This window comes from Pseudomonas sp. ADAK18 (genome assembly GCF_012935695.1).
Taxonomy (GTDB): domain Bacteria; phylum Pseudomonadota; class Gammaproteobacteria; order Pseudomonadales; family Pseudomonadaceae; genus Aquipseudomonas.
In genome coordinates this window covers 1,810,781-1,831,304 of the sequence record NZ_CP052859.1, presented here as the reverse complement: position 1 = coordinate 1,831,304, position 20,524 = coordinate 1,810,781, and the positions used below count along the sequence as shown (strand labels likewise).

25 protein-coding genes are annotated in these 20,524 nt (G+C 58.3%); 12 read left to right on the top strand and 13 right to left on the bottom strand.

Going from position 1 to position 20,524, the window contains the following annotated elements; genetic code table 11:
* Position 1 precedes the first annotated feature (1 nt).
* Entirely contained in the window at positions 2-976 is a 975-nt protein-coding gene (locus HKK55_RS08310; RefSeq protein ID WP_169354202.1) for a Gfo/Idh/MocA family protein, read from the bottom strand.
* A 140-nt stretch (positions 977-1,116) separates the two neighbouring features.
* On the opposite strand from HKK55_RS08310, the gene HKK55_RS08305 reads away from it, so the two are divergent.
* On the top strand, positions 1,117-1,479 hold the full coding sequence (locus HKK55_RS08305) for an NUDIX hydrolase (RefSeq protein WP_169354201.1): 363 nt from the start codon (positions 1,117-1,119) through the stop codon (positions 1,477-1,479).
* Here the strand turns inward: HKK55_RS08305 and HKK55_RS08300 are convergent.
* Positions 1,454-1,945 (bottom strand): N-acetyltransferase, encoded by a 492-nt coding sequence (locus HKK55_RS08300; protein ID WP_169354200.1) that lies wholly within the window; start codon positions 1,943-1,945, stop codon positions 1,454-1,456. The genes HKK55_RS08305 and HKK55_RS08300 overlap by 26 nt on opposite strands.
* Positions 1,946-2,099: 154 nt before the next feature.
* Between HKK55_RS08300 and HKK55_RS08295 the strand changes: the two genes are divergently transcribed.
* Positions 2,100-2,693 (top strand): acyl-homoserine-lactone synthase, encoded by a 594-nt coding sequence (locus HKK55_RS08295; protein ID WP_169354199.1) that lies wholly within the window; start codon positions 2,100-2,102, stop codon positions 2,691-2,693.
* A gap of 48 nt (positions 2,694-2,741) precedes the next feature.
* On the opposite strand, the gene HKK55_RS08290 is transcribed toward HKK55_RS08295, so the two are convergent.
* Positions 2,742-3,467, bottom strand: coding sequence for an autoinducer binding domain-containing protein (locus HKK55_RS08290; protein WP_169354198.1), 726 nt, complete (start codon positions 3,465-3,467; stop codon positions 2,742-2,744).
* A gap of 438 nt (positions 3,468-3,905) precedes the next feature.
* Here HKK55_RS08290 and HKK55_RS08285 point away from each other — a divergent pair, with 438 nt between their 5' ends.
* Genes HKK55_RS08285 through phzG form a run of 7 tightly spaced genes read left to right on the top strand, consistent with a single transcriptional unit; the run spans position 3,906 to position 10,194 of the window.
* On the top strand, positions 3,906-4,397 hold the full coding sequence (locus HKK55_RS08285; protein ID WP_169354197.1) for a PhzA/PhzB family protein: 492 nt from the start codon (positions 3,906-3,908) through the stop codon (positions 4,395-4,397).
* Positions 4,398-4,423: 26 nt separating this feature from the next.
* Positions 4,424-4,915, top strand: coding sequence for a PhzA/PhzB family protein (locus HKK55_RS08280; RefSeq protein ID WP_169354196.1), 492 nt, complete (start codon positions 4,424-4,426; stop codon positions 4,913-4,915).
* Positions 4,916-4,938: 23 nt separating this feature from the next.
* Positions 4,939-6,141, top strand: coding sequence for a 3-deoxy-7-phosphoheptulonate synthase (locus HKK55_RS08275; RefSeq protein ID WP_169354195.1), 1,203 nt, complete (start codon positions 4,939-4,941; stop codon positions 6,139-6,141).
* A gap of 15 nt (positions 6,142-6,156) precedes the next feature.
* Entirely contained in the window at positions 6,157-6,780 is a 624-nt protein-coding gene (locus HKK55_RS08270; RefSeq protein ID WP_169354194.1) for an isochorismatase family protein, read from the top strand.
* Positions 6,777-8,690 (top strand): anthranilate synthase family protein, encoded by a 1,914-nt coding sequence (locus HKK55_RS08265; RefSeq protein ID WP_169354193.1) that lies wholly within the window; start codon positions 6,777-6,779, stop codon positions 8,688-8,690. Before HKK55_RS08270 ends, HKK55_RS08265 begins: the two co-directional genes overlap by 4 nt.
* A gap of 2 nt (positions 8,691-8,692) precedes the next feature.
* The gene (locus tag HKK55_RS08260; protein WP_169354192.1) at positions 8,693-9,529 is read left to right on the top strand and encodes a PhzF family phenazine biosynthesis protein; all 837 of its coding nucleotides are present in this window, start codon (positions 8,693-8,695) and stop codon (positions 9,527-9,529) included.
* On the top strand, positions 9,526-10,194 hold the full coding sequence (phzG, locus tag HKK55_RS08255) for a phenazine biosynthesis FMN-dependent oxidase PhzG (RefSeq protein WP_169354191.1): 669 nt from the start codon (positions 9,526-9,528) through the stop codon (positions 10,192-10,194). Before HKK55_RS08260 ends, phzG begins: the two co-directional genes overlap by 4 nt.
* A gap of 558 nt (positions 10,195-10,752) precedes the next feature.
* Here phzG and HKK55_RS08250 read toward each other — a convergent pair.
* Positions 10,753-11,001, bottom strand: coding sequence for a DUF1652 domain-containing protein (locus HKK55_RS08250; RefSeq protein WP_169354190.1), 249 nt, complete (start codon positions 10,999-11,001; stop codon positions 10,753-10,755).
* A 243-nt stretch (positions 11,002-11,244) separates the two neighbouring features.
* On the opposite strand from HKK55_RS08250, the gene HKK55_RS08245 reads away from it, so the two are divergent.
* The gene (locus tag HKK55_RS08245; RefSeq protein WP_169354189.1) at positions 11,245-12,192 is read left to right on the top strand and encodes a sensor domain-containing diguanylate cyclase; all 948 of its coding nucleotides are present in this window, start codon (positions 11,245-11,247) and stop codon (positions 12,190-12,192) included.
* A gap of 277 nt (positions 12,193-12,469) precedes the next feature.
* Here HKK55_RS08245 and HKK55_RS08240 read toward each other — a convergent pair whose 3' ends face one another.
* From HKK55_RS08240 to HKK55_RS08215, 6 genes are all read right to left on the bottom strand, one after another.
* Complete coding sequence (locus tag HKK55_RS08240) at positions 12,470-12,928, bottom strand: GAF domain-containing protein (RefSeq protein ID WP_169354188.1); 459 nt, start codon at positions 12,926-12,928, stop codon at positions 12,470-12,472.
* Positions 12,929-13,032: 104 nt separating this feature from the next.
* Entirely contained in the window at positions 13,033-13,239 is a 207-nt protein-coding gene (locus tag HKK55_RS08235) for a hypothetical protein (RefSeq protein WP_336604607.1), read from the bottom strand.
* Positions 13,240-13,288: 49 nt separating this feature from the next.
* The gene (locus tag HKK55_RS08230; RefSeq protein WP_169354186.1) at positions 13,289-13,735 is read right to left on the bottom strand and encodes a GNAT family N-acetyltransferase; all 447 of its coding nucleotides are present in this window, start codon (positions 13,733-13,735) and stop codon (positions 13,289-13,291) included.
* Between the two features lie 115 nt (positions 13,736-13,850).
* The gene (locus tag HKK55_RS08225; protein WP_169354185.1) at positions 13,851-14,762 is read right to left on the bottom strand and encodes an AraC family transcriptional regulator; all 912 of its coding nucleotides are present in this window, start codon (positions 14,760-14,762) and stop codon (positions 13,851-13,853) included.
* A gap of 36 nt (positions 14,763-14,798) precedes the next feature.
* Entirely contained in the window at positions 14,799-15,494 is a 696-nt protein-coding gene (locus tag HKK55_RS08220; protein WP_169354184.1) for a fumarylacetoacetate hydrolase family protein, read from the bottom strand.
* Positions 15,495-15,589: 95 nt separating this feature from the next.
* Entirely contained in the window at positions 15,590-15,919 is a 330-nt protein-coding gene (locus tag HKK55_RS08215; RefSeq protein WP_169354183.1) for a hypothetical protein, read from the bottom strand.
* 225 nt (positions 15,920-16,144) lie between these two features.
* On the opposite strand from HKK55_RS08215, the gene HKK55_RS08210 reads away from it, so the two are divergent.
* Positions 16,145-16,690, top strand: a complete 546-nt coding sequence (locus HKK55_RS08210; RefSeq protein WP_169354182.1) for a hypothetical protein — start codon at positions 16,145-16,147, stop codon at positions 16,688-16,690.
* Positions 16,691-16,755: 65 nt separating this feature from the next.
* Here the strand turns inward: HKK55_RS08210 and HKK55_RS08205 are convergent, their stop codons facing one another.
* Both HKK55_RS08205 and HKK55_RS08200 read right to left on the bottom strand, forming a co-directional pair.
* Positions 16,756-17,394 (bottom strand): hypothetical protein, encoded by a 639-nt coding sequence (locus tag HKK55_RS08205; RefSeq protein ID WP_169354181.1) that lies wholly within the window; start codon positions 17,392-17,394, stop codon positions 16,756-16,758.
* Positions 17,395-17,694: 300 nt separating this feature from the next.
* Entirely contained in the window at positions 17,695-18,540 is an 846-nt protein-coding gene (locus HKK55_RS08200) for a DNA/RNA non-specific endonuclease (protein ID WP_169354180.1), read from the bottom strand.
* A gap of 405 nt (positions 18,541-18,945) precedes the next feature.
* Between HKK55_RS08200 and HKK55_RS08195 the strand changes: the two genes are divergently transcribed.
* On the top strand, positions 18,946-19,284 hold the full coding sequence (locus tag HKK55_RS08195) for a hypothetical protein (RefSeq protein WP_169354179.1): 339 nt from the start codon (positions 18,946-18,948) through the stop codon (positions 19,282-19,284).
* Here HKK55_RS08195 and HKK55_RS08190 read toward each other — a convergent pair.
* The gene (locus HKK55_RS08190) at positions 19,246-20,427 is read right to left on the bottom strand and encodes an MFS transporter (RefSeq protein WP_169354178.1); all 1,182 of its coding nucleotides are present in this window, start codon (positions 20,425-20,427) and stop codon (positions 19,246-19,248) included. The two genes, HKK55_RS08195 and HKK55_RS08190, sit on opposite strands and share 39 nt — an antisense overlap.
* Positions 20,428-20,524: the final 97 nt, after the last annotated feature.

Genomic DNA, 20,524 nt, shown 5'->3' with positions numbered 1-20,524 from the left:
GTTATTGATGAAGGTTGCGCTGCAGCACCTGGTCCATGATGCGATCCGTCTTCAACGCCTCAATCGCCATCGCAGGATGCTCTCCTTCCCCGCGAATATGCGCATTCATCCCCAGTACGTGATGCCACTGGATATGCTCATGATTAGGCACCTCGAGGCTCAGGTTGACCTCCCCCTCAAGCCGCAAGGGATGCTCATCGAACACCGAGAACGTAATGCGCCCCTTACTGCCAATCAGTTCGACACGGTCCTCGCGGCGATCCGCGACAAAGTTCCAGCAACCCATCCCCAGCGCTCCCGAAGCAAAGCGCCAACTGGCGGTCACCGCATCTTCCGCCGCATAACGCCCCGCCTGGCGAGCCGTGAAACCGGCCACCTCAACAATATCCCCCGCCAGGTACTGGAAGAGGTCGAAGCCATGACTGGCCAGGTCAGCAAAATACCCGCCTCCGGCCACCTGCGGATCCGTACGCCAGTTACCAGCACGTTCATCCGCCGCCGACGCCGGTTTACACAAGGCCCAGGTCAAGTGACGCAACTCGCCAATCTGCCCGGCCTGCAACCAATCACGCACCTGCTGGAAGCGTGGCAGCGAACGCCGGTAATAAGACACAAACAAATGCAGCCCCGCCTGTTCGAACGTGCGCTGCATCAGCTCACTTTGCCCGGCGTTCAACGACATGGGCTTTTCGACGCAGCAATGCTTGCCAGCCGCCGCCACCATCAGGCTGTACTCGAGGTGGCTGTCGGGCGGTGTGGCGATGTAGACCGCATCCACTTCAGGATCATCGATCAACGCTTGGGCGTCGGTGTAAAACCGGGCAATGCCATGGCGCGCCGCATAATCGCGCACCGCTTCCTCACGACGTCCCATTACGGCCACCAAGGCAGAACCTGGCGCTTTGTAGAAGGCCGGTCCACTCTTCAATTCAGTGACACTGCCACAGCCGATCATGCCCCAACGTACGGTGTTCATCGGTATGCCTCTCCATGTGTACTTTTCAGTCGAGCAGTATCTGTGTTTTCCCCTCGCCCCTCCAGTCTGCAAGACAAAGACCTAGCATGACATTTGCATTACACTTTTATGACAATCATCCGACTGCGGGGGCACATCCGATGAAGATACGAGCCACGGTCATTTGCGAACACGACGGCCACATCCTGTTCGTGCGCAAGGCCAGATCGAAATGGGCACTGCCGGGGGGCAAGGTCGAACGTGACGAGCGGCCGGCAGGCGCGGCAGCCCGGGAGCTGGAAGAGGAAACCGGGTTAACCGTGGACGGTTTGCTGTACCTGCAGGAGCTGAAGGCGGACAACACCGTCCATCACGTGTTTGAGGCATCCGTGGTGAACATCGACGAGGCCCGGCCGCGCAGTGAGATCACCGAATGCCAATGGCACCCCTACACCACACTGGAGCAGTTGGACACGACCCAAGCCACCAAGCAGATTGTCAGGTCGTTTTTGCGGCGGCTATAGGCGCACCTGCATCAACCTGCATAAACAACACCTGGGCGTTGGATTGCGTATCCAGCGTCACAAACCCGAACTTGCGGTACAACGCAATCGCCGCCAGGTTGTCGCTGTACACCCGCAAGGTCAAACGCACAGCCCCCGTGCCCTCAATCGCCGCACTGATCAACTGACGCACCAGCACCTCGCCTACCCCCTGCCCGCGAACAGACGGAGACACGATGATTCGTCCCAGATGCACACTGCCGGTGGTGACTGTCCAGAACTGGGCAAAAGCCACAGGAGGTGCCGACCCCATTGCCAGGCAAACGCTTTGACTATCGGCAATCTGCAGGCGATCCGCCAGTTCATGGGGCAGAAACGGAAAAGACAGCCGATCACCGGCCCAACGCAGACAAGCCGTGGCATCCGGAAGCCAGTGGGCAATGACCTCATAATCAGAGGCGACGGGCGGGCGAAGGCTCAGGTCCATGGGCTTATGTCTCATCAAGGCACAGGCGACGAACAACCTGTAAAAACGAGCGAAGGTCATGCCAACTCACCCTACCAGATCTTGTAGGTGCCAAGCCTGTACAAGTCCTCTATAAAAGCCCGCACTTCCCCCCATCCCAAAGGAAACCCCAGCCATGCACATGGAAGAGCACACGCTGAGCACAATGAGCGACGAGCTGAAACTCATGCTAGGCCGCTTTCGGCACGAACAATTCGTCGAGAAACTCGGGTGGCGACTGCCAGCCCATCCGCACCAGGCCGGTTGTGAATGGGATCAATACGACACCGAGCACGCCCGCTACCTCCTAGCGTTCAACGAAGACTGCGCCATCGTTGGCTGCGCCCGCCTGATACCCACCACACTCCCTAACCTGCTTGAAGGGGTCTTCAGCCATGCCTGCGCCGGGGCACCGCCCAAGCATCCCGCCATCTGGGAAATGACACGTTTCACCACCCGCGAACCGCAATTGGCGATGCCGTTGTTCTGGAGAAGCCTCAAGGCCGCAAGCCTGGCGGGTGCCGATGCCATCGTCGGCATCGTCAACAGCACGATGGAGCGCTATTACAAAATCAACGGGGTCAACTACGAACGACTGGGGCCAGTCACCGTGCACCAGGATGAAAAAGTCCTCGCTATCAAACTCTCGGCTCACCGTGAGCACCACCGCAGCGCCCTCGCACCTTCAGCCTTCATGTCTGGCGCATTATTATTGAAAGAGACGGCTTGATACCGACCGAGTCGTCCAGGCGGCCGACTCGTCAGTAATGGATGAACCTCAGATGTAGCCCAGCGCGACTGCGTAAGACACTGCCTGTACGCGGTTGCTAGCGCCGATTTTGCGTTGGATGTTGCGGTGATGGTAATTCACAGTATCGGTGCACACCCCCATGATCACGCCAATTTCCTCCGAGGTCTTGCCGTCGGCCGTCCAGCGCAGCACATCACATTCTCGCCCACTGAACTCCACATCCGTATTGAAGACACGTACGTCGCTCTCCAGCTCGGAAATTTTCTCGTGGGCAGCTGCAGCAAACGCTTTGGTCACCGGCTTCAACGCTTCGAATTCCTGAAGGCTGATGATGGTGTCCTTACGCGCCAGGCTTAACACCCCGACTCGCCCCTGGGTGTTGAACGAGGGTTGTGCCAGGCCGTGGCATAAATTCGAATCGTTGGCTTCAGACCACAGGTCCGGGCACCCCCGGAACAGCTCATTGCTCCACAAAATGGGGGCCGACGAGACTTTGCTGTGCTTCACCGTAGGGTCGATCACTGCGTAGTTAGCCGCCTGGTATCGCTGCACCCACTCCTCGGGATAATTGCTGTACATATAAGTCCTGGGCCGCATGAACGGGGTCACGCTGCACATGCCGTAGGCAAAGAAATCAAACCGCAGTTCACGCAATGCCCTCAACGCGACAACAGTAAACTCCTGCATGTTCATGGTTTGCGCAAAGATACTGTAAAAATAAGCATCCCATCCCAACAGCTGCCCTAATTCCATTTTGAACACCACTACTAAAGTTGGAAACAGGTCGTGAGACTAGACCAACCTGAACTCATGTCAACAAGCAATACCACACAGTCATAGACCGCTTCGCACTAGCACTAGATTTCTTGCGCCCAATCCAACCAATCAGCCATAGGCCATGTAGCTTTGCGATGTTAGTTGGCCATTACCGCACCTCCGCCGACGAATGAGCGTGTCTCTTCACAATAATGCAACAGTTCATCCGACGGACTGCGGCCAGCCCACTCACACCCCAATCACTACAAGATCTGGTAGTTCCAACCCCAAGAAATCCAGGTGTATAAACAACACCCACTCAGCACAGCCATGACGACGCAATAGTTAAAAACCGTAAATATTTACCCGAGTCAATTAACTAAATATTTACTTGATACTCGAAAATCTCAATATCAACTAAGGAGGATATTGCCCATGTCTGCCTCGCTTTCCCCTAGCGGCTTTAACGATCATCTTGAACTTCGCCAAAAAAATCGGGCCACCGTCGAACAATACATGCGCACTAACGGCAAAGATCGCCTGCGGCGTCATGAGCTGTTCACGCAGGATGGCAGTGGCGGCTCCTGGAACACCGAAACCGGTGAACCCCTTGTGTTTAAAGGCCACTCGAAGCTTGCCGCCCTCGGCGTCTGGCTGGAGAAGTGCTTTCCAGACTGGCAATGGCACAACGTCCGGGTGTTTGAAACCGACAATCCCAACCACTTCTGGGTGGAAAGCGACGGCCGCGGCAAGTCCCTGGTCCCCGGCTATCCGGAGGGTTATTGCGAAAACCATTACATCCACTCCTTCGAACTGGACAACGGCAAGATCACGCAAAACCGCGAATTCATGAACCCCTTCGAACAACTTCGCGCCTTGGGCATCCCTGTTCCAAGAATCAAGCGTGAAGGTATCCCTGCTTCATAAGCCCCTTTATCCATTGGAGATTGAGCATGCCTAATAGCGCAGCACGACAACTAACCACCAGTGACACCACTGAACTTCGCCGAAAAAACCGCGCCACGGTCGAGCAATACATGCGTACCAAAGGCCTGGACCGCCTGCGCCGTCATGAACTATTTACCGAAGACGGTTCTGGCGGTTTATGGACCACCGACACCGGCGCGCCGATTGTAATCAGTGGTAAAGCCAAGTTGGCCGAACATGCTGTTTGGTCACTCAAGTGCTTCCCGGACTGGGAGTGGTACAACGTCAAGGTATTTGAAACCGACGACCCAAACCATATCTGGGTCGAGTGCGATGGCCACGGCAAGATCCTCTTTCCCGGTTATCCGGAAGGCTATTACGAGAACCACTTCCTGCACTCCTTCGAGCTGGAAGACGGCAAAGTAAAACGCAATCGCGAGTTCATGAACGTCTTTCAACAACTACGCGCCCTGGGTATTCCAGTACCGCAAATCAAGCGTGAAGGCATTCCTACTTAATCCCTCGGGAGAGTGATCGCATCATGGAAGACTTACTGAAACGGGTTCTAAGTTGTGAAGCGTTCCAGCAGCCTCAATGGAGCGAGCCCTCACAATTGCATGACGCGCAGGCCTACCTCAGGGACAGCGCGTCACTGATTCGGGCAGAGGACATCCTGGTGCTGCGCGCCACGTTGGCGCGTGTCGCGGCAGGCGAAGCGATGATCATCCAGTCCGGTGACTGCGCCGAGGACATGGATGAAAGCGCTCCCAGCCATGTGGCCCGTAAAGCTGCGGTGCTGGACATCCTGGCCGGTGCATTCCGGCTGGTGACCCAGCAACCCGTGGTGCGGGTGGGACGGATTGCCGGGCAGTTTGCCAAGCCCCGTTCCAACAACAGCGAACGCATTGGTGATCTCGAGTTGCCGGTGTATCGCGGCGACATGGTCAACGGCCGCGAGGCCGTCTGCGGCCATCGCCAGCATGATGCGCAACGCCTGGTTCGAGGCTATCGCGCCGCGCAGGACATCATGCAACACCTGGGCTGGAAAGAACCGGCAGGCCAGGAGCAACTCAACGGTTCACCGGCTTGGACCAGCCACGAAATGCTGGTACTCGACTACGAATTGCCACAACTGCGCCGGGACGAACAGGGCCGGGTATTTCTCGGCTCGACCCACTGGCCATGGATCGGCGAGCGTACCCGTCAGCTAACGGGCGCTCACGTGGCGCTGCTCAGCGAAGTGCTCAATCCGGTGGCCTGCAAGGTTGGCCCGGACATCACCCGGGACCAGTTGCTGAGCCTATGCGAGCGCCTGGACCCCAAGCGCGAACCCGGCCGCCTGACCCTGATTGCCCGCATGGGCGCCCACAAGGTCGCCGATCGCCTGCCGCCTCTGGTTGAAGCGGTGCGCCATGCCGGCCACAAGATCATCTGGCTGAGCGACCCGATGCACGGCAACACCATCGTCGCGCCCTGCGGCAACAAGACCCGCATGGTGCAGACCATCACCGAGGAAATCACCGCCTTCAAGCACGCCGTGACCTCGGCCGGGGGCGTGGCCGCCGGCCTGCACCTGGAAACCACCCCTGACGACGTCAGCGAGTGCGCTTCCGATGCCGCCGGCCTGAACCAGGTCGCCAGCCACTACAAAAGCCTGTGCGACCCGCGCCTGAACCCCTGGCAAGCCATTACTGCGGTGATGGCCTGGAAAAACCTGCCGTCTTCCACCCTTGCTTCCCTTTGACTGGAGTTTGTCGCCATGACCGGCATTCCATCGATCGTCCCTTACGCCCTGCCTACTTCCCGCGATCTACCCGTCAACCTCGCACAATGGAACATCGACCCCGAGCGCGCCGTGCTGCTGGTGCATGACATGCAGCGCTACTTCCTGCGGCCCTTGCCCGACGCCCTGCGTGAAGAGGTGGTGAGCAATGCCGCGCGCATTCGCCAGTGGGCAGCCGACAACGGCGTGCCAGTGGCCTATACCGCCCAACCGGGCAGCATGAGCGAAGAGCAACGCGGGTTGCTCAAGGACTTCTGGGGCTCAGGCATGAAGGCCAGCCCCACCGACCGCGAGGTGGTTGACGCCCTGACACCCAAGCCCGGTGATTGGCTGCTGACCAAGTGGCGCTACAGCGCGTTCTTCAACTCCGACCTGCTGGAGCGCATGCGTGCCAACGAGCGCGATCAGTTGATCCTGTGCGGGGTGTACGCCCATGTCGGGGTGCTGATTTCCACCGTGGATGCCTACTCCAACGATATCCAGCCCTTCCTCGTTGCCGACGCTATCGCCGACTTCAGCAAGGAACACCACTGGATGGCCATCGAATACGCTGCCAGTCGTTGCGCCATGGTCATCACCACCGACGAGGTGGTGTCATGAGCCAAGCCGCCGCCCTTCTCATGGAGCGCATCCTGCAACCGGCTCCCGAACCGTTTGCCCTGTTGTACCGCCCGGAATCCAGTGGGCCCGGCCTGCTGGATGTGCTGATAGGGGAAATGTCGGAGCCACAGGTCCTGGCCGATATCGACTTGCCTGCCACCTCGATCGGCGCACCCCGCCTGGATGTTCTGACGCTGATTCCCTACCGCCAAATCGCCGAACGCGGCTTCGAGGCGGTAGACGATCAGTCGCCGCTGCTGGCGATGAAAATCACCGAGCAGCACTCCATCGGCATCGAACAGTTGCTGGGGTTGCTGCCCAACGTGCCGATCCAGTTGAACAGCGAACGCTTCGACCTCAGCGACGCGAGTTACGCCGAGATCGTCAGCCAGGTGATCGCCAACGAAATCGGCTCAGGCGAAGGCGCCAACTTCGTGATCAAGCGCACCTTTCTGGCCGAGATCAGCGAGTATGGCCCGGCCAGTGCGCTGTCGTTCTTTCGCCACCTGCTGGAGCGGGAGAAAGGTGTCTACTGGACCTTCATCATCCACACCGGCAACCGCACCTTCGTGGGTGCATCTCCCGAGCGCCATATCAGCGTCAAGGATGGGCTGGCGGTAATGAACCCAATCAGCGGTACTTACCGCTACCCGCCCGCCGGGCCAAACCTGACGGAAGTCATGGACTTTTTGGCCGACCGCAAGGAAGCCGATGAGCTGTACATGGTGGTGGATGAAGAGCTGAAAATGATGGCACGCATTTGTGAGGACGGCGGCCACGTCCTCGGCCCTTACCTTAAGGAAATGGCGCACCTGGCCCACACCGAGTACTTCATCGAAGGTAAGACCCGCCGTGATGTGCGCGAAATCCTGCGCGAAACCCTGTTCGCCCCCACCGTCACCGGCAGCCCGCTGGAAAGCGCCTGCCGGGTGATCCAGCGCTATGAGCCGCAAGGCCGCGCGTATTACAGCGGCATGGCTGCACTGATCGGCAGCGATGGCAAAGGCGGACGCTCCCTGGACTCGGCGATTCTGATTCGTACCGCCGACATCGATAACAGCGGCCAGGTGCGGATCAGCGTGGGCTCGACCATCGTGCGCCATTCTGAACCGATGGCCGAGGCCGCCGAAAGCCGGGCCAAGGCCGCCGGCCTGATTGCCGCACTGAAAAACCAGCAGCCCTCGCGCTTCGGTAGCCATCTGCAAGTGCGTGCGGCATTGGCCAGCCGCAATGCCTACGTCTCGGACTTCTGGTTGATGGACAGCCAGCAGCGGCAACAGACCCAGGCCGACTTCAGTGGCCGCCAGGTGCTGATCGTCGACGCCGAAGACACCTTCACCTCGATGATCGCCAAGCAGATGAGAGCCCTGGGCCTGGTGGTGACAGTGTGCAGCTTCAGCGACGAGTACAGCTTTGACGGTTACGACCTGGTGATCATGGGCCCCGGCCCCGGTAACCCAAGCGATATCCATCTGCCGAAAATCGACCACCTGCACGTGGCCATCCGCTCCTTGCTCAGCCAGCAGCGGCCATTCCTCGCGGTGTGCCTGAGTCATCAGGTGCTGAGCCTGTGCCTGGGTCTGGAATTACAGCGCAAAACCATTCCCAACCAGGGCGTACAAAAACAAATCGACCTGTTTGGCAGCGCCGAACGCGTGGGTTTCTACAACACCTTCGCCGCCCAGAGCTCAAGTGACCGCCTGGACATCAACGGCATCGGCACCGTCGAGATCAGCCGCGACAGCGCGACCGGCGAAGTACATGCCCTGCGTGGGCCGTCGTTTGCCTCCATGCAGTTTCATGCCGAGTCACTGCTGACCCAGGAAGGCCCGCGCATCATCGCCGACCTGCTGCGCCACGCTCTCATCCACACACCTGTCGACAGCAACGCTTCGGCCGCCGGGAGATAACCATGCACAAATACGTCATCATCGACGCCTTTGCCAGCGTCCCGCTGGAAGGCAATCCGGTCGCGGTGTTCTTTGACGCCGATGACTTGCCGGCTACGCAAATGCAACGCATCGCCCGGGAGATGAACCTGTCGGAAACTACCTTCGTGCTCAAGCCACGTAATGGCGGCGATGCGCTGATCCGGATTTTCACCCCAGTTAATGAACTGCCCTTCGCCGGGCACCCGTTGCTGGGTACAGCCATTGCGTTGGGGGCGCACACCGACAATCACCGGCTGTACCTGGAAACCCAGATGGGCACCATCGCCTTTGAACTGGAGCGCCAAAACGGTAGCGTCATCGCCGCCAGCATGGACCAACCGATACCAACCTGGACGGCTCTGGGGCGCGACGCCGAATTGCTCAAGGCCCTGGGTATCAGCGGCTCGACCTTTCCCATCGAGATCTATCACAACGGCCCGCGCCATGTGTTCGTCGGCCTGCCGAGCATCGCCGCGTTGTCGGCCCTGCACCCCGACCACCGCGCCCTGTCCAGCTTCCACGATATGGCCATTAATTGTTTTGCCGGCGCGGGACGGCGTTGGCGCAGCCGGATGTTCTCACCGGCCTATGGCGTGGTCGAGGATGCGGCCACGGGCTCCGCTGCAGGGCCCTTGGCGATTCATCTGGCGCGCCATGGCCAGGTCGAGTTCGGCCAGCAGGTCGAAATTCTCCAGGGCGTGGAAATTGGCCGCCCTTCGCTGATGTTCGCGCGGGCGGAGGGCCGCGCCGATCAACTGACGCGGGTCGAAGTATCAGGCAATGGCGTCACTTTTGGACGGGGGACCATCGTGCTATGAACAGTTCAGTACAAGGCAAGCCATTGCTGGGTAAAGGCATGTCGGAATCCCTCACCGGCACACTGGATGCGCCGTTCCCCGAGTACCAGACGCTGCCCGCCGATCCCATGAGCGTACTGCGCAACTGGCTGGAGCGTGCACGGCGCGTGGGCATCCGCGAGCCCAAGGCGCTGGCGCTGGCCACCGCCGACAGCCAGGGTCGGCCTTCGACACGCATCGTGGTGATCAGTGAGATCAGCGATACCGGAGTGCTGTTCAGCACCCATGCCGGTAGCCAGAAAGGCCGTGAACTGACGCACAACCCGTGGGCCTCGGGGGTGTTGTATTGGCGTGAAACCAGTCAACAAATCATCCTCAATGGCCTGGCCGTGCGCTTGCCGGATGCCAAGGCTGATGAGGCGTGGTTGAAGCGCCCTTATGCCACGCATCCGATGTCATCGGTGTCTCGCCAGAGTGAAGAGCTGAAGGATGTTCAGGCCATGCACAACGCTGCCCGGGAGCTGGCCGAGGTTCAAGGTCCGCTGCCGCGTCCCGAGGGGTATTGTGTGTTTGAGTTGCGGCTTGAGTCGTTGGAGTTTTGGGGGAATGGGCAGGAGCGACTGCATGAGCGGTTGCGGTATGACCGCAGCGATATGGGCTGGAGGGTGCGGCGTTTGCAGCCTTGAGCAGGTTGGGGGCTGCGGGAAATTGGCTGGTGGGGGCATATCCGTTATTGCGGTAACGGCCTCTTAGGGTTTCGCTTTTACAGCGACTCACTTTCGAAAAGCGCGAAAGTAAGTGCTCTTGCCCCACCACTGGGTGCCTCAGATCAAGAACAGAGCAAAAGCAAGGCGGCCTGACAGCCGACCTATTCTCTGAAGTGAGCACTGTGCCCCTGTGGGAGCTGGCTTGCCTGCGATGGCGGTGTGTCAGCCAACCTGTTCTGCACAGGTAGACCGCTATCGCAGGCAAGCCAGCTCCCACAGTAGACCGTGCCCGCTTTTGATTTTGCCTTCGCTTCACACCACTCAAGCCGGCCGGTAGGCCGCTGTGTTCTTGATCTGCTTTTGACTTTGATCTTAGGCGCCCCGTTAAACCACGCTGGCCGAGCACTAGCGAGGTGCCGAGTGGTGGGGCAAGAGCGTTTTGCTTACTTTGCCGCTTTTGCAAAGTGAGTCGCCGTAAGGGCGAAACCCTAAGCAGCCACGACCGCAGCAACGGATATGCCCGCCAAACCCACCCACCTACCCAACCGCAGCAAACCCCCTACGCCCAGCCTTGATTTCCGTACGCAGCTCACCAATCAGATTGGAAACAGAACGAACACTGTCCAACCCTTCAGTGGAGACCCCCGTGAGCAACAAATCAACCCGCCCGGATTCAGGCTCAAAAACACTGATCCGCAAAGACCCATCATGATCCACAGTGCAATCACACGCCAAGGGCAGAAACCCGGACGCCATGATCCGGCGAAACTCGACAATCGAGATCATGATGGCACCCCTCCCTGGACCTGACTCGGCAGACTGGATCCGTCCAGAGTAGATGAGCTTTTCAGCTTCGCCCGCACAATTAGCACGAAAGTGTTAGCTACCCCTCATTCCCATAGAAATCGTTGGCCCATTGACGTCAAAAAACCCACGTCACGGCTTCTGACCCAACGCGATGGGAAGTCCTTGATTCCTGGCGCCACCCACCAGATGCTCTTGGCTTTTGCCCCACCCAGAGCGTCCCGTATGAGCATCGAGAACCCTAGCGAACCCGACAGCGCCGTGTACAAGACCTTGCTGGAGTCAACCAAGGCCATTCCCTGGCGCATCGACTGGCAAACCATGACCTTCAGCTACATCGGCCCGCAGATCGAAACGCTGCTGGGCTGGACGCCGCAGAGCTGGGCCAGTGTCGATGACTGGGTCGCACGTATGCACCCGGACGACCGCGAGTACGTGGTCAACTTCTGCGTCTCGCAGTCCCGCGCCGGGGTCGATCACGAGGCTGATTACCGGGCACTGACCGCCAATGGCGACTACGTGTGGATTCGCGACGTGGTGCATGTGGTGCGCAAGGACGACGAAGTAGATGCGCTGGTCGGCTTCATGTTTGATATCAGCGAGCGCAAGAAGACCGAAGAACACCTGATCCGCCTGCAGAAGCAGTTGGAGGAGTACTCCTTCCAGGATGGCCTCACCGGCATCGCCAACCGGCGTATGTTCGACACGGTGCTGGAACGCGAATGGACCAGCGCCCAGCGCAGCCAATTGCCGCTGTCGTTGATCATCCTCGATATCGACTACTTCAAGCAGTACAACGACCACTACGGGCATATCAAGGGTGATGAATGCCTGCGTCAGGTGGCGCGTACGCTGTCCCAGGCCGCCAACCGGCCACGGGATTTCATTGCGCGGATCGGTGGCGAGGAGTTTGTGTGGTTGCTGCCGGAAACCGACGCCGAATCAGCAAAACGGGTGGCCGAGCGCTGCCTGCATCTGATTCGCCAGCAGCAGATCGAGCACGGGTATTCGACAGTATCGAATCTGCTGTCCGTCAGCCTGGGCGTCGGAACCCGCACGGTGACACCGGACAGCCAGTCGCTGGCCTTTGTCGAAGCTGTCGACAAATTGCTGTATCAGGCCAAGCGCAATGGGCGGATGCGGGCAGAGTTCGACGTGTTGGTTGAAGAGTAACGCGTCAATACACATCAAATTTCAGGCAAAAAAAATCCCAAGTAGCTGATGGAAACTTGGGATTTAAAAATGCATAAACCGTGGGAGGTGAACGCGAGGCAATAATACCGCTTGAAAGAATCTGTAACAAGATGACTTCTCACCTTTCGTCGGATTAAAATAGCGCTAAGTCATTCAATAACCACATATTTTTTAGGGCAGCTGGAAGTTTTAGTGCCACTTTTTGGTGCAATTTAGACAAACTTCCGAGGTTTATTCCTTAGCAACTATCAGGTTATTAACCGGCCAGAATGGCCTCGACCTTGACCCGCAGTTCATCCAGCGCCGCTTGTTCTTCAGGGGTGTATGCCTTGGCCTCTTCATGCAATGCGCACACCGTGCCATAGACCTCGCCGTCCGGACCGCGTACCGGGTAACCGAGGTAGTTGCTCAGGCCAAACTCCACTTCGTCTTCGTTGCCCGCCCAATCGGCTTCCAGGCGCGAATCCTTGACATACAACGGGCCCGCCGTGTCCACCACACGCTCGCAATACAAGGCTTGCCCGTTTTTTGCCAGGCTGCTTTTCTGCCCTTGGGCGCCGATCGGGTAGGTATCTTCGTGGCGACCGGCGGATGCTTCGACCTGCATGTGCTGGGGCAATGAACGCATGATCAGAATGGAGCTGACGCCTAAACGTTCGGCCAGGGCATCAATGTCCTGGCGCAAGGATTCAAACTGTTCAGAGGATTTGGACATGGGGCGGGCTTCTCAAGTCGACACGAGGGCCGACTATAGCGGGGCCCTTGCACTGGACTTAAAGACTGTTTGCTTCGGTGCTTATGTCCGGACTGAATAACTACTTACTGGGGCGCGGACGCACGTTCCCTCACGTATTTACACGCGTCAGGTTTGTCCAACCCGCCTTGGGTCAGGCTTTCAACCTGGCGACAGAGCACCAGGCGTTCGGCTTCTTGCATGCGTTGCTGGTCAACCTGGGCATTGAGCCGAACGAAATAGATCCCCAACAAAATCGCTGCACACAGCACCCCGACGACAAAGTAGAACAAGCTATTGCCACTCGTCTCAACAGGTGGGGGTTCGTGCTGGCTCATGACCTCATTGCACTCTGTGCTTCTCATAACGAACGTCGTCACCGTCGACCTTGGCGACCTTCGACCAACCGAGGTGTTGGTAAAAGCCGTTGGCCCGGATTTCATCGCGACCGTCGGTGATCAGGAAGATCGTGTCGTGACGCTCGAACAGGGCCACTTCGGCCACAGCCATCAGCCGGCGGCCGAGTCCAAGGTTTTCATGGGAAGGCAGGACAAACATGGCGAACACCTCGCCCTCGGTCAAATCCACCTTGGAAAATCCGGCGGGCGTGCCACCCACTTCGGCAATCCAGCAGCACTCGGCCTCAAGCAGACTGTCCGCCAGCGCCTGGGGCGTGATACCCAGCGCGTCCATCTGCTCACGGCTCAAGTGGTTCTGCAAAACGGCCGTGCGGATGGCGTAGATCACCTCGATATCGTCCAGCGTAGCGACCCTGACCAGCGTATCCATGCATACCCTCCTCCCCACAAGCATCTGATTGTAGGGAATTGGATACACACGAATAAACAGAATGATTGTGGTGTATTTGTAATAGAGCCGTATGGCACGCGCTTGAAGCGGTGGACTACATCAGGGAGTCATTGCCTTGGCGCTTTCTGAACTGCCCCGGCGCCAACCCGTGGGCCTTGCGAAAACACCGGGAGAAATAGGCTTCATCCGTAAAACCGCAGGCATGGGCTATCTGGCCAATCATCTGCGAACCGTTGAGCAGCAGCGTGCGGGCCAGTTGCATGCGTCGGTCGAGGACCAACTGAGAGAAGGGTTTGCCGGTTTCCTTGCGCAGCAGGTGGGTCAGGTAGTTGGGCGACAGGAAGGCCGCCGCCGCTGCATCGTTCAAGTTGAGCGATGGTTCATGCAGATGCTCGCGAATGTAGATCTGCACGCGGGCCAGTGCATCCTTGCGGCCACGCCGGGTGGCATTGTTGGCGGCAAAGGCCTGGAGCGGTCCAGCGTACTGTTGGCACACCAGGCCGATCATCTGAAACAGGTAACCCTTGAGCCGTTCCCGGGCACCGAAGCTGCGGTGGGCGTCCAGCGTGCGCATCTGTTCCAGCCAGGCTTTCACTTCTTCAAACCCATCGTCACCGAGGATGAAGTCGATGTGTTCCTGAAAGCGAAACGGTGACAGCTCCGGCGCTTGGTCGATGGGGATGTCTTCCAGGTCCAGGGGATCGCAGGTCAGTTGCGGCAGGAAAAATCCCTGGCTGAAATTGATCAGCATGAAATCGCCGTCTTCAGGATGGGGAATCACATGCAGACGATGGGGCAGGATAAACGCCAGGGCCTTCTTCGGGAACGGGCGCACGGCGCCACCGATGTGCTGCACGGTGTCGCCGCCCAGGTTGATCTGGATCTGGAAGTATTCGTGACGATGGGGACTGGTCAGCGCCGCCCTGCCTCGCTTGTCGCGGATGTAGAAGTCGGGGCGGTCACTGCGTTGTGCCATGCCGTAGGTGGTGACGCGGGTGCCGGGCATAAATGTCTCTCGGGTTGCCTGGGCCCCACTGTAGCGTCAACCCTGAGCGAGGGTGAAGCTCAACTCGCCAATCCCGTCGATCCCGGCGGTGAGCACATCCCCCGGCTGCAATGCACCGACACCCGCTGGAGTGCCTGTGAAGATCAGGTCACCCGCCTTCAATGCCACCGATCTTGAGGCATGACTGATCACCTCGCTGACCGACCAGATCTGGTCTGCCAGGTCGCCCACCTGACGTTGCTCGCCGTTAACCTTGAGCCAGATTCGCCCACTGCCGGGATGCCCCACCGCACTCACCGGGCGCAACGCGGTACAAGGCGCTGACTCATCGAAGGCCTTGGCCCATTCCCAGGGGCGCGACAGCTTTTTTGCCTGGGCCTGGAGGTCGCGACGGGTCAGGTCAATGCCCACGCCATAACCCCAGATATGCGCAAAGGCGTCTTCGGCGGCAATATCCACCCCAGCTTTGCCGATGGCCACCACCAACTCGACTTCGTGGTGCAAGTCGGCGGTCAACGGCGGATAGGCGATCACGCCCTCGGCCGCCACTACCGCGTCCGCTGGCTTCATGAAAAAGAAGGGAGGTTCACGGTCCGGGTCATGCCCCATTTCCCGGGCGTGCTCGCTGTAGTTGCGCCCTACACAGAACACTCGGCGCAGCGGGAAACGAGCATCGTCACCCTGGATAGCGAGTGACGGTGTTTCGGCGGGGGTGAATATGTAGTGAGTCATTGCGTCTGCCTCTTCAAATACCTGGGGCCAGTATGAAGAGCGCAGCGGGGGCAAAGTTGGACAGGGTTACGCAGATTTTGCACTGGGCGGTGCAATCATTTGCGCGCCACCTTGTAACGCAGGCAGTCCTGATAAAAGCTCTGCCGAATCACTTCAGGCTTGGCCCGCGAGCGGCTGTCATAGGTCTGCTCGGTAATGCCCATGGCCATCATGTGCATCCAGGATTTGTTGAACTTGTACGTCTGAAGCTTCTGCCGCGCGGCATACAGCGAGACGCCGGACAGCTTCAACTCCTGGGCCCTGGCGGCCGTGCCCGCTCCCCAACTGCACATGTACCGATCGTTCTCTCGCAGTTCTCTGGCCTGAACAGTCGCCACACCACCTGCCAGAGAACAGGCGATCAGCATGATTCCTACATTGCGCATTTGCATCCCGCCTAACCACCTGAAAATAAAAGTGATTTTGGCGAACATTTTGTAACAAGAGGGCCAGCAAAATGCCTTCTCGGTGACTTTTCCAAAACAAACTTTTGCTCCGCACCACAGCCCTGGTCCGCATAGCTTTTCAAGCTTCATGCGACCGGTGGTTGCCGCCTCGGCATTGGCTGACGATAATCGCGGCCCTCTCTCACTCTCACGCAAGGAAATGCCGTGAAAAAGCTTCTACTGTTGGCCCCGTTGCTCGCACTGCTGCTGCAAGGTTGTGGCGTCACCATGACGCAATATGAGCCCAACTTCGACAACGTCCAGCGCCTCAAGCAAACACCCCCACTGCAGCCCATCAGCAACGCCCAGGTTACGCCCGCGTCTGGTGAGGGAACGCTGACAGTGCGGGCCAATCCGATCAGGTCTCCCAGCGGCAGCATCCCGGCACATATCCAGGCAGCCATCACCCAGGAACTCAAATTGGCGGGTCTGCTGAACCCGCAGGCAGAACGTCATCTGCAGGTGCTGGTGGTCAAGAATTCACTGACGGCAGGAATGGGCTCCGGCAACGGTACGCTGGCCGCGCGGTTTACTCTGCTCAAGGGTAATGACGTGGTGTACGAGGGGACCAAGGAAGTGAATAACACGTGGTCCAGTTCTTTCTTCGGGTTCATTGCGATCCCGAATGCCGCGAATGCCTACAACCCGATGGTGCGTGATTTGCTCAAGTCGTTGTACAGCGAACCGTTGTTTATTCAAGCGCTTAAATAAACCACGTACTGCGAGAGCGGTTCAGCCCGCTCTCGCAGAGGTTTCCTCGCATTCTTCCGAGCGGGTCAGGCCCGTGGCACGCCAGCATCCAGAGCCGAATACTTCAGGTTCTTGCTGTCCACCATTTGCTTGAGCAGCGCGTTGACCTGACGGGTGAATGTGTCGGTCACCGCCTCTTTCGGCGTGTACGCCATCATCGGGATAAACCAGATACCCATCCAAGTGTTGATCCCATCGTGGTTGGTACCAGTACTCAGCGCTTGACCCTGCGAGTCCAGGGACTCAAGGCTCATGGTGTACTGGTCAGTCCCCAGGGTTGGAATGATGGTGAAGGTCAGGCCACTGATAAAGGCCATGACCAACTGACCGCCGCCTGGCGGATGGTTGTAGACCTTCAGGCGCAGGCTGTAATCGCCCGGCTGCTTCTGGAACTCGTCCAGGGTGACGCGACCAAACAGACCGGAATCGGTGAGGACTTTTTGCAACTGTGGACGAAGCATGTCCCGCGCTTGTGGAACCTCGACGGCAGTCGTGCTTTTCGGTTCACCTTGGTAGAACGCAAAGTCTACGTAGACGTTCGGTTTGTTGGCGAAGTTGGCCATCGATGGCAGGCTGACGGGCGCCACTTCGTCCTTCGTGAAGCTGGCGCAACCACTCATCCCCAACATGATCAGGGCCAACCCCAGCATTTTTCCAATGTGCATTACGACTTCCTTAGTTTTTAATGGAGCGTCTCCATGGCCGGAGTTGCTGGGGGCGGATAATAAAGAGTGAGCGGCAATGTTAAAAGGCCACTCCTGCTGAAAGTCGGTTGTCGTTGGCGGATTTCGGATGGGCGAATGCCAGGATTGACCTCCTGACATTCGAAAAGCGTGTGGATCGCTTACTGATCGCAAACCACGTTACAGTCTCAGCTAAGTTGACAGGCACTCACTGCCCTATCAACTTAGTGGGTCAATCAGATTGAATAGTTTAAGTGCGGCACTGCCGCGCAACCTCAGCGATTACTTGCAACCAATCCTCTGCGGAAGTTGCCCCTGCCTGGATTTAAGCGCCGTTTGCACCATTTGCGGAAGACCACTCCAGAACGTCAGGCCCGAACGTTCTTCAATTTGTTCGATCGTAGCACGATAGTCACAAAAGTTGGCCTCCTTGGGCGAATCCTGATTCATGATGAACGAGGCATAAAGACCCTCTTCCGGCGACTTTCCGACAACAATAATCTTCCAGTAGCCACTGGGAATCGTGTGAACCTTATTGGTGCCAGGCAAGGTACCGATAAACTTTTCATACAGCGGCCCCGTCATCACATACACCTCGTCGATACCCGCATCCTTGCTCAGGTTGCGCTCCTGATCCTCCAGACGCGCCCAAGGGCCCTGGTTCAAATCAGACTTCTGCGGGGTGATGTTGGAGAGGTAATTGAGGGCCTGCCAATCGGACACCCCGGCCATCGATGCCAGGTTCGCTTGGTGCCCGCGGTCTACCTTCAACGCGACGTTCGCGCCGTTGTAGTCCACAGGATCAAGGGTTTCGCCGGCCGGAATATCGGGATCGGTCTGCCAGTTACGTGGGCGCCCGCTGGCCGGTGTGGTCTTGGTGATCCGATAGGCCACCCAGTTGGCGAACTTGGTCGAGCCATTGTTGTTCAAGGTGTAGGCCTGGCGATTCAGCGTCAGCGGCCCACCGCCCGAAGGGCAGCCGAACGAGCAGTTATCGACCGTGACCGCCTGCTCGACAGGTGCCTGGATGGCACGTACTGGCTCACGGGTAGTTTGGGTGCTGGTACAGGCCGTCATCAGCGGCAGCCATAACAGCGCCAGGTACTTCAACTGTGCTTTCCTTTGCATGAGTATTGCTCCATTTAAAACAGATTAATTAAATAAAAGTTAATAAGACCCCATAATGAAACGCCATCCACACCCAGCAACGGCAGCACTATAAAGTCGATTGCAGACATTTATCCGAAGAACACTTAAGCGTGCTGAACAAATGTTTTTTTGCGAGTACGGCGACATTCCATGTGCGTACACGCTTGAGAACCCGACGCCGAGAAAACAATCAACAACGCGAGGAACTCCACTACTGGCGAAAGTCATCTTTCTACCCAGTAGCCTTTATCTTATACACTCAATTGTTACAAAAAAACTAGCGCAGTTCGCAAAAAAAATCGAGCGCTGGCGACGAGTCCGACAATGCTTGAAACCCACTCTGAGGAACGCGAAACTGCGCCAATCCAGACCAAGGCAATCACGATGACGAAATCCACAGCGACCGTTTCTGCACGGGAGGCTTACCAAGTGCTCAAGGATGTCGCACTCGACATCCGCGCCTTGCAACACCCGCCCACCGCCTCCAATGGCGAGACAACGGTGCTCAAGGTGGATGACTGGGAGATCACACTGCTGACCAGCAATGGTGTATTGATCGGCTGCCCGTCCTGTGTGGCACCTGACGGCAGGACCGGCCATTGGCAACGCTTCGGCACCGACCCGGTCAGCCTGCTGAGTGCCTGGGAGCAGGCCCGGATTGAGGCGACGCTGCCGGCCGCAGCGCTAGGAGAAGACCGGCTCGGTACGAGCGCGAAGGCCTGAGGCGATCATCAGGACGATAGCCGGGACAATCACCACGCTGGCCGCGAGCATCGCGCCCTTGAACCCGGCCATGTTTAATGCTCCCCCACCGATAATCACCCCCAGCCCAATCGCGCTGTTCAACACGGCGGTATGGATCGCGGTTGCCGGCACCATGTGATCACCGGCAATCCTCAAGACCCAGGTTTGCAGGCCGGTAAACAAGGCGGAAATAGCAACGCCCCAGACCACCAACAAGATAACCACGGGTGCGATACCCAGTAAGGGGCCGTAGATGCCCAAGGTCACCAAGGCCAATGCCATCGCGATCAACGCCACCAGAATGAACGTCTTCAAGTAGCGATCAATAAACAGCGCACTCAACAGGTTGCCCAGAAACCCGGCTGCGCCGAAGGCAAACAGCAGGACGGCAATCAGGTATGACGTGATGCCTGGCACCTGGCCAATAAACGGTTCGACAAAGGTGTAGGCGCCAAAATGCGCAGCCGCTGTCAGCCCGGTGATGACGTATGTGATCAACAGATCCTTGCGCCGCAGCACCGCTGCAAACCCGACGCCTTTGGCCAGTGAGTGAATCTGCATGGAGGGAAGTACCAGGGCTATCGCACCAGCGCTGGCGACACACATCAAGGCCAGGCACACAAAGGCCGTGCGCCAACCATCGTATTGGCCCACCAGATTGATCAGCGGAACGCCCATGACCGTGGCGATCGTGATGCCGCCCAAGACGATCGAGGTGGCCAGCCCCATGCGGTGCGCCGGCACAATATGCGCAGCGGTGGCGGCCACGACTGCCCAGAACACGCCATGGGCCAATGCGCCGACGGCACGGGCGCCGAGCAGCGTCGAAAATTCAGGGGACAACGCCGCCAGGCCGTTCGATACAGCCAGTATCAGCATCAAAGCGACCAGCAGTGCCTTGCGGGGAATCCAGCAGTTCAACCAGTTGGACAGCAAACCGCTGGCAGCTCCGATCCATGCGTACAACGTCACCGTCAGCCCTATGGTAGACGGGGTTTGATCCAGGTCGGCGGATATCTGCGACAACAAACCAATGGGGGCGAACTCGGACGTTACCATCGTGAACGAGGCCACGCACAGCACACTGACCGCACACCATATCCGTAAGGCTGAGTTGACCATCGGCACTGTCCATCCTTGTTCATGGCTGAGTCATGGTGAGCCAACCAACGGGCCTGGGCAGACATGCGATGGTCGGCTCGGCGCTACCCCAAGGTAC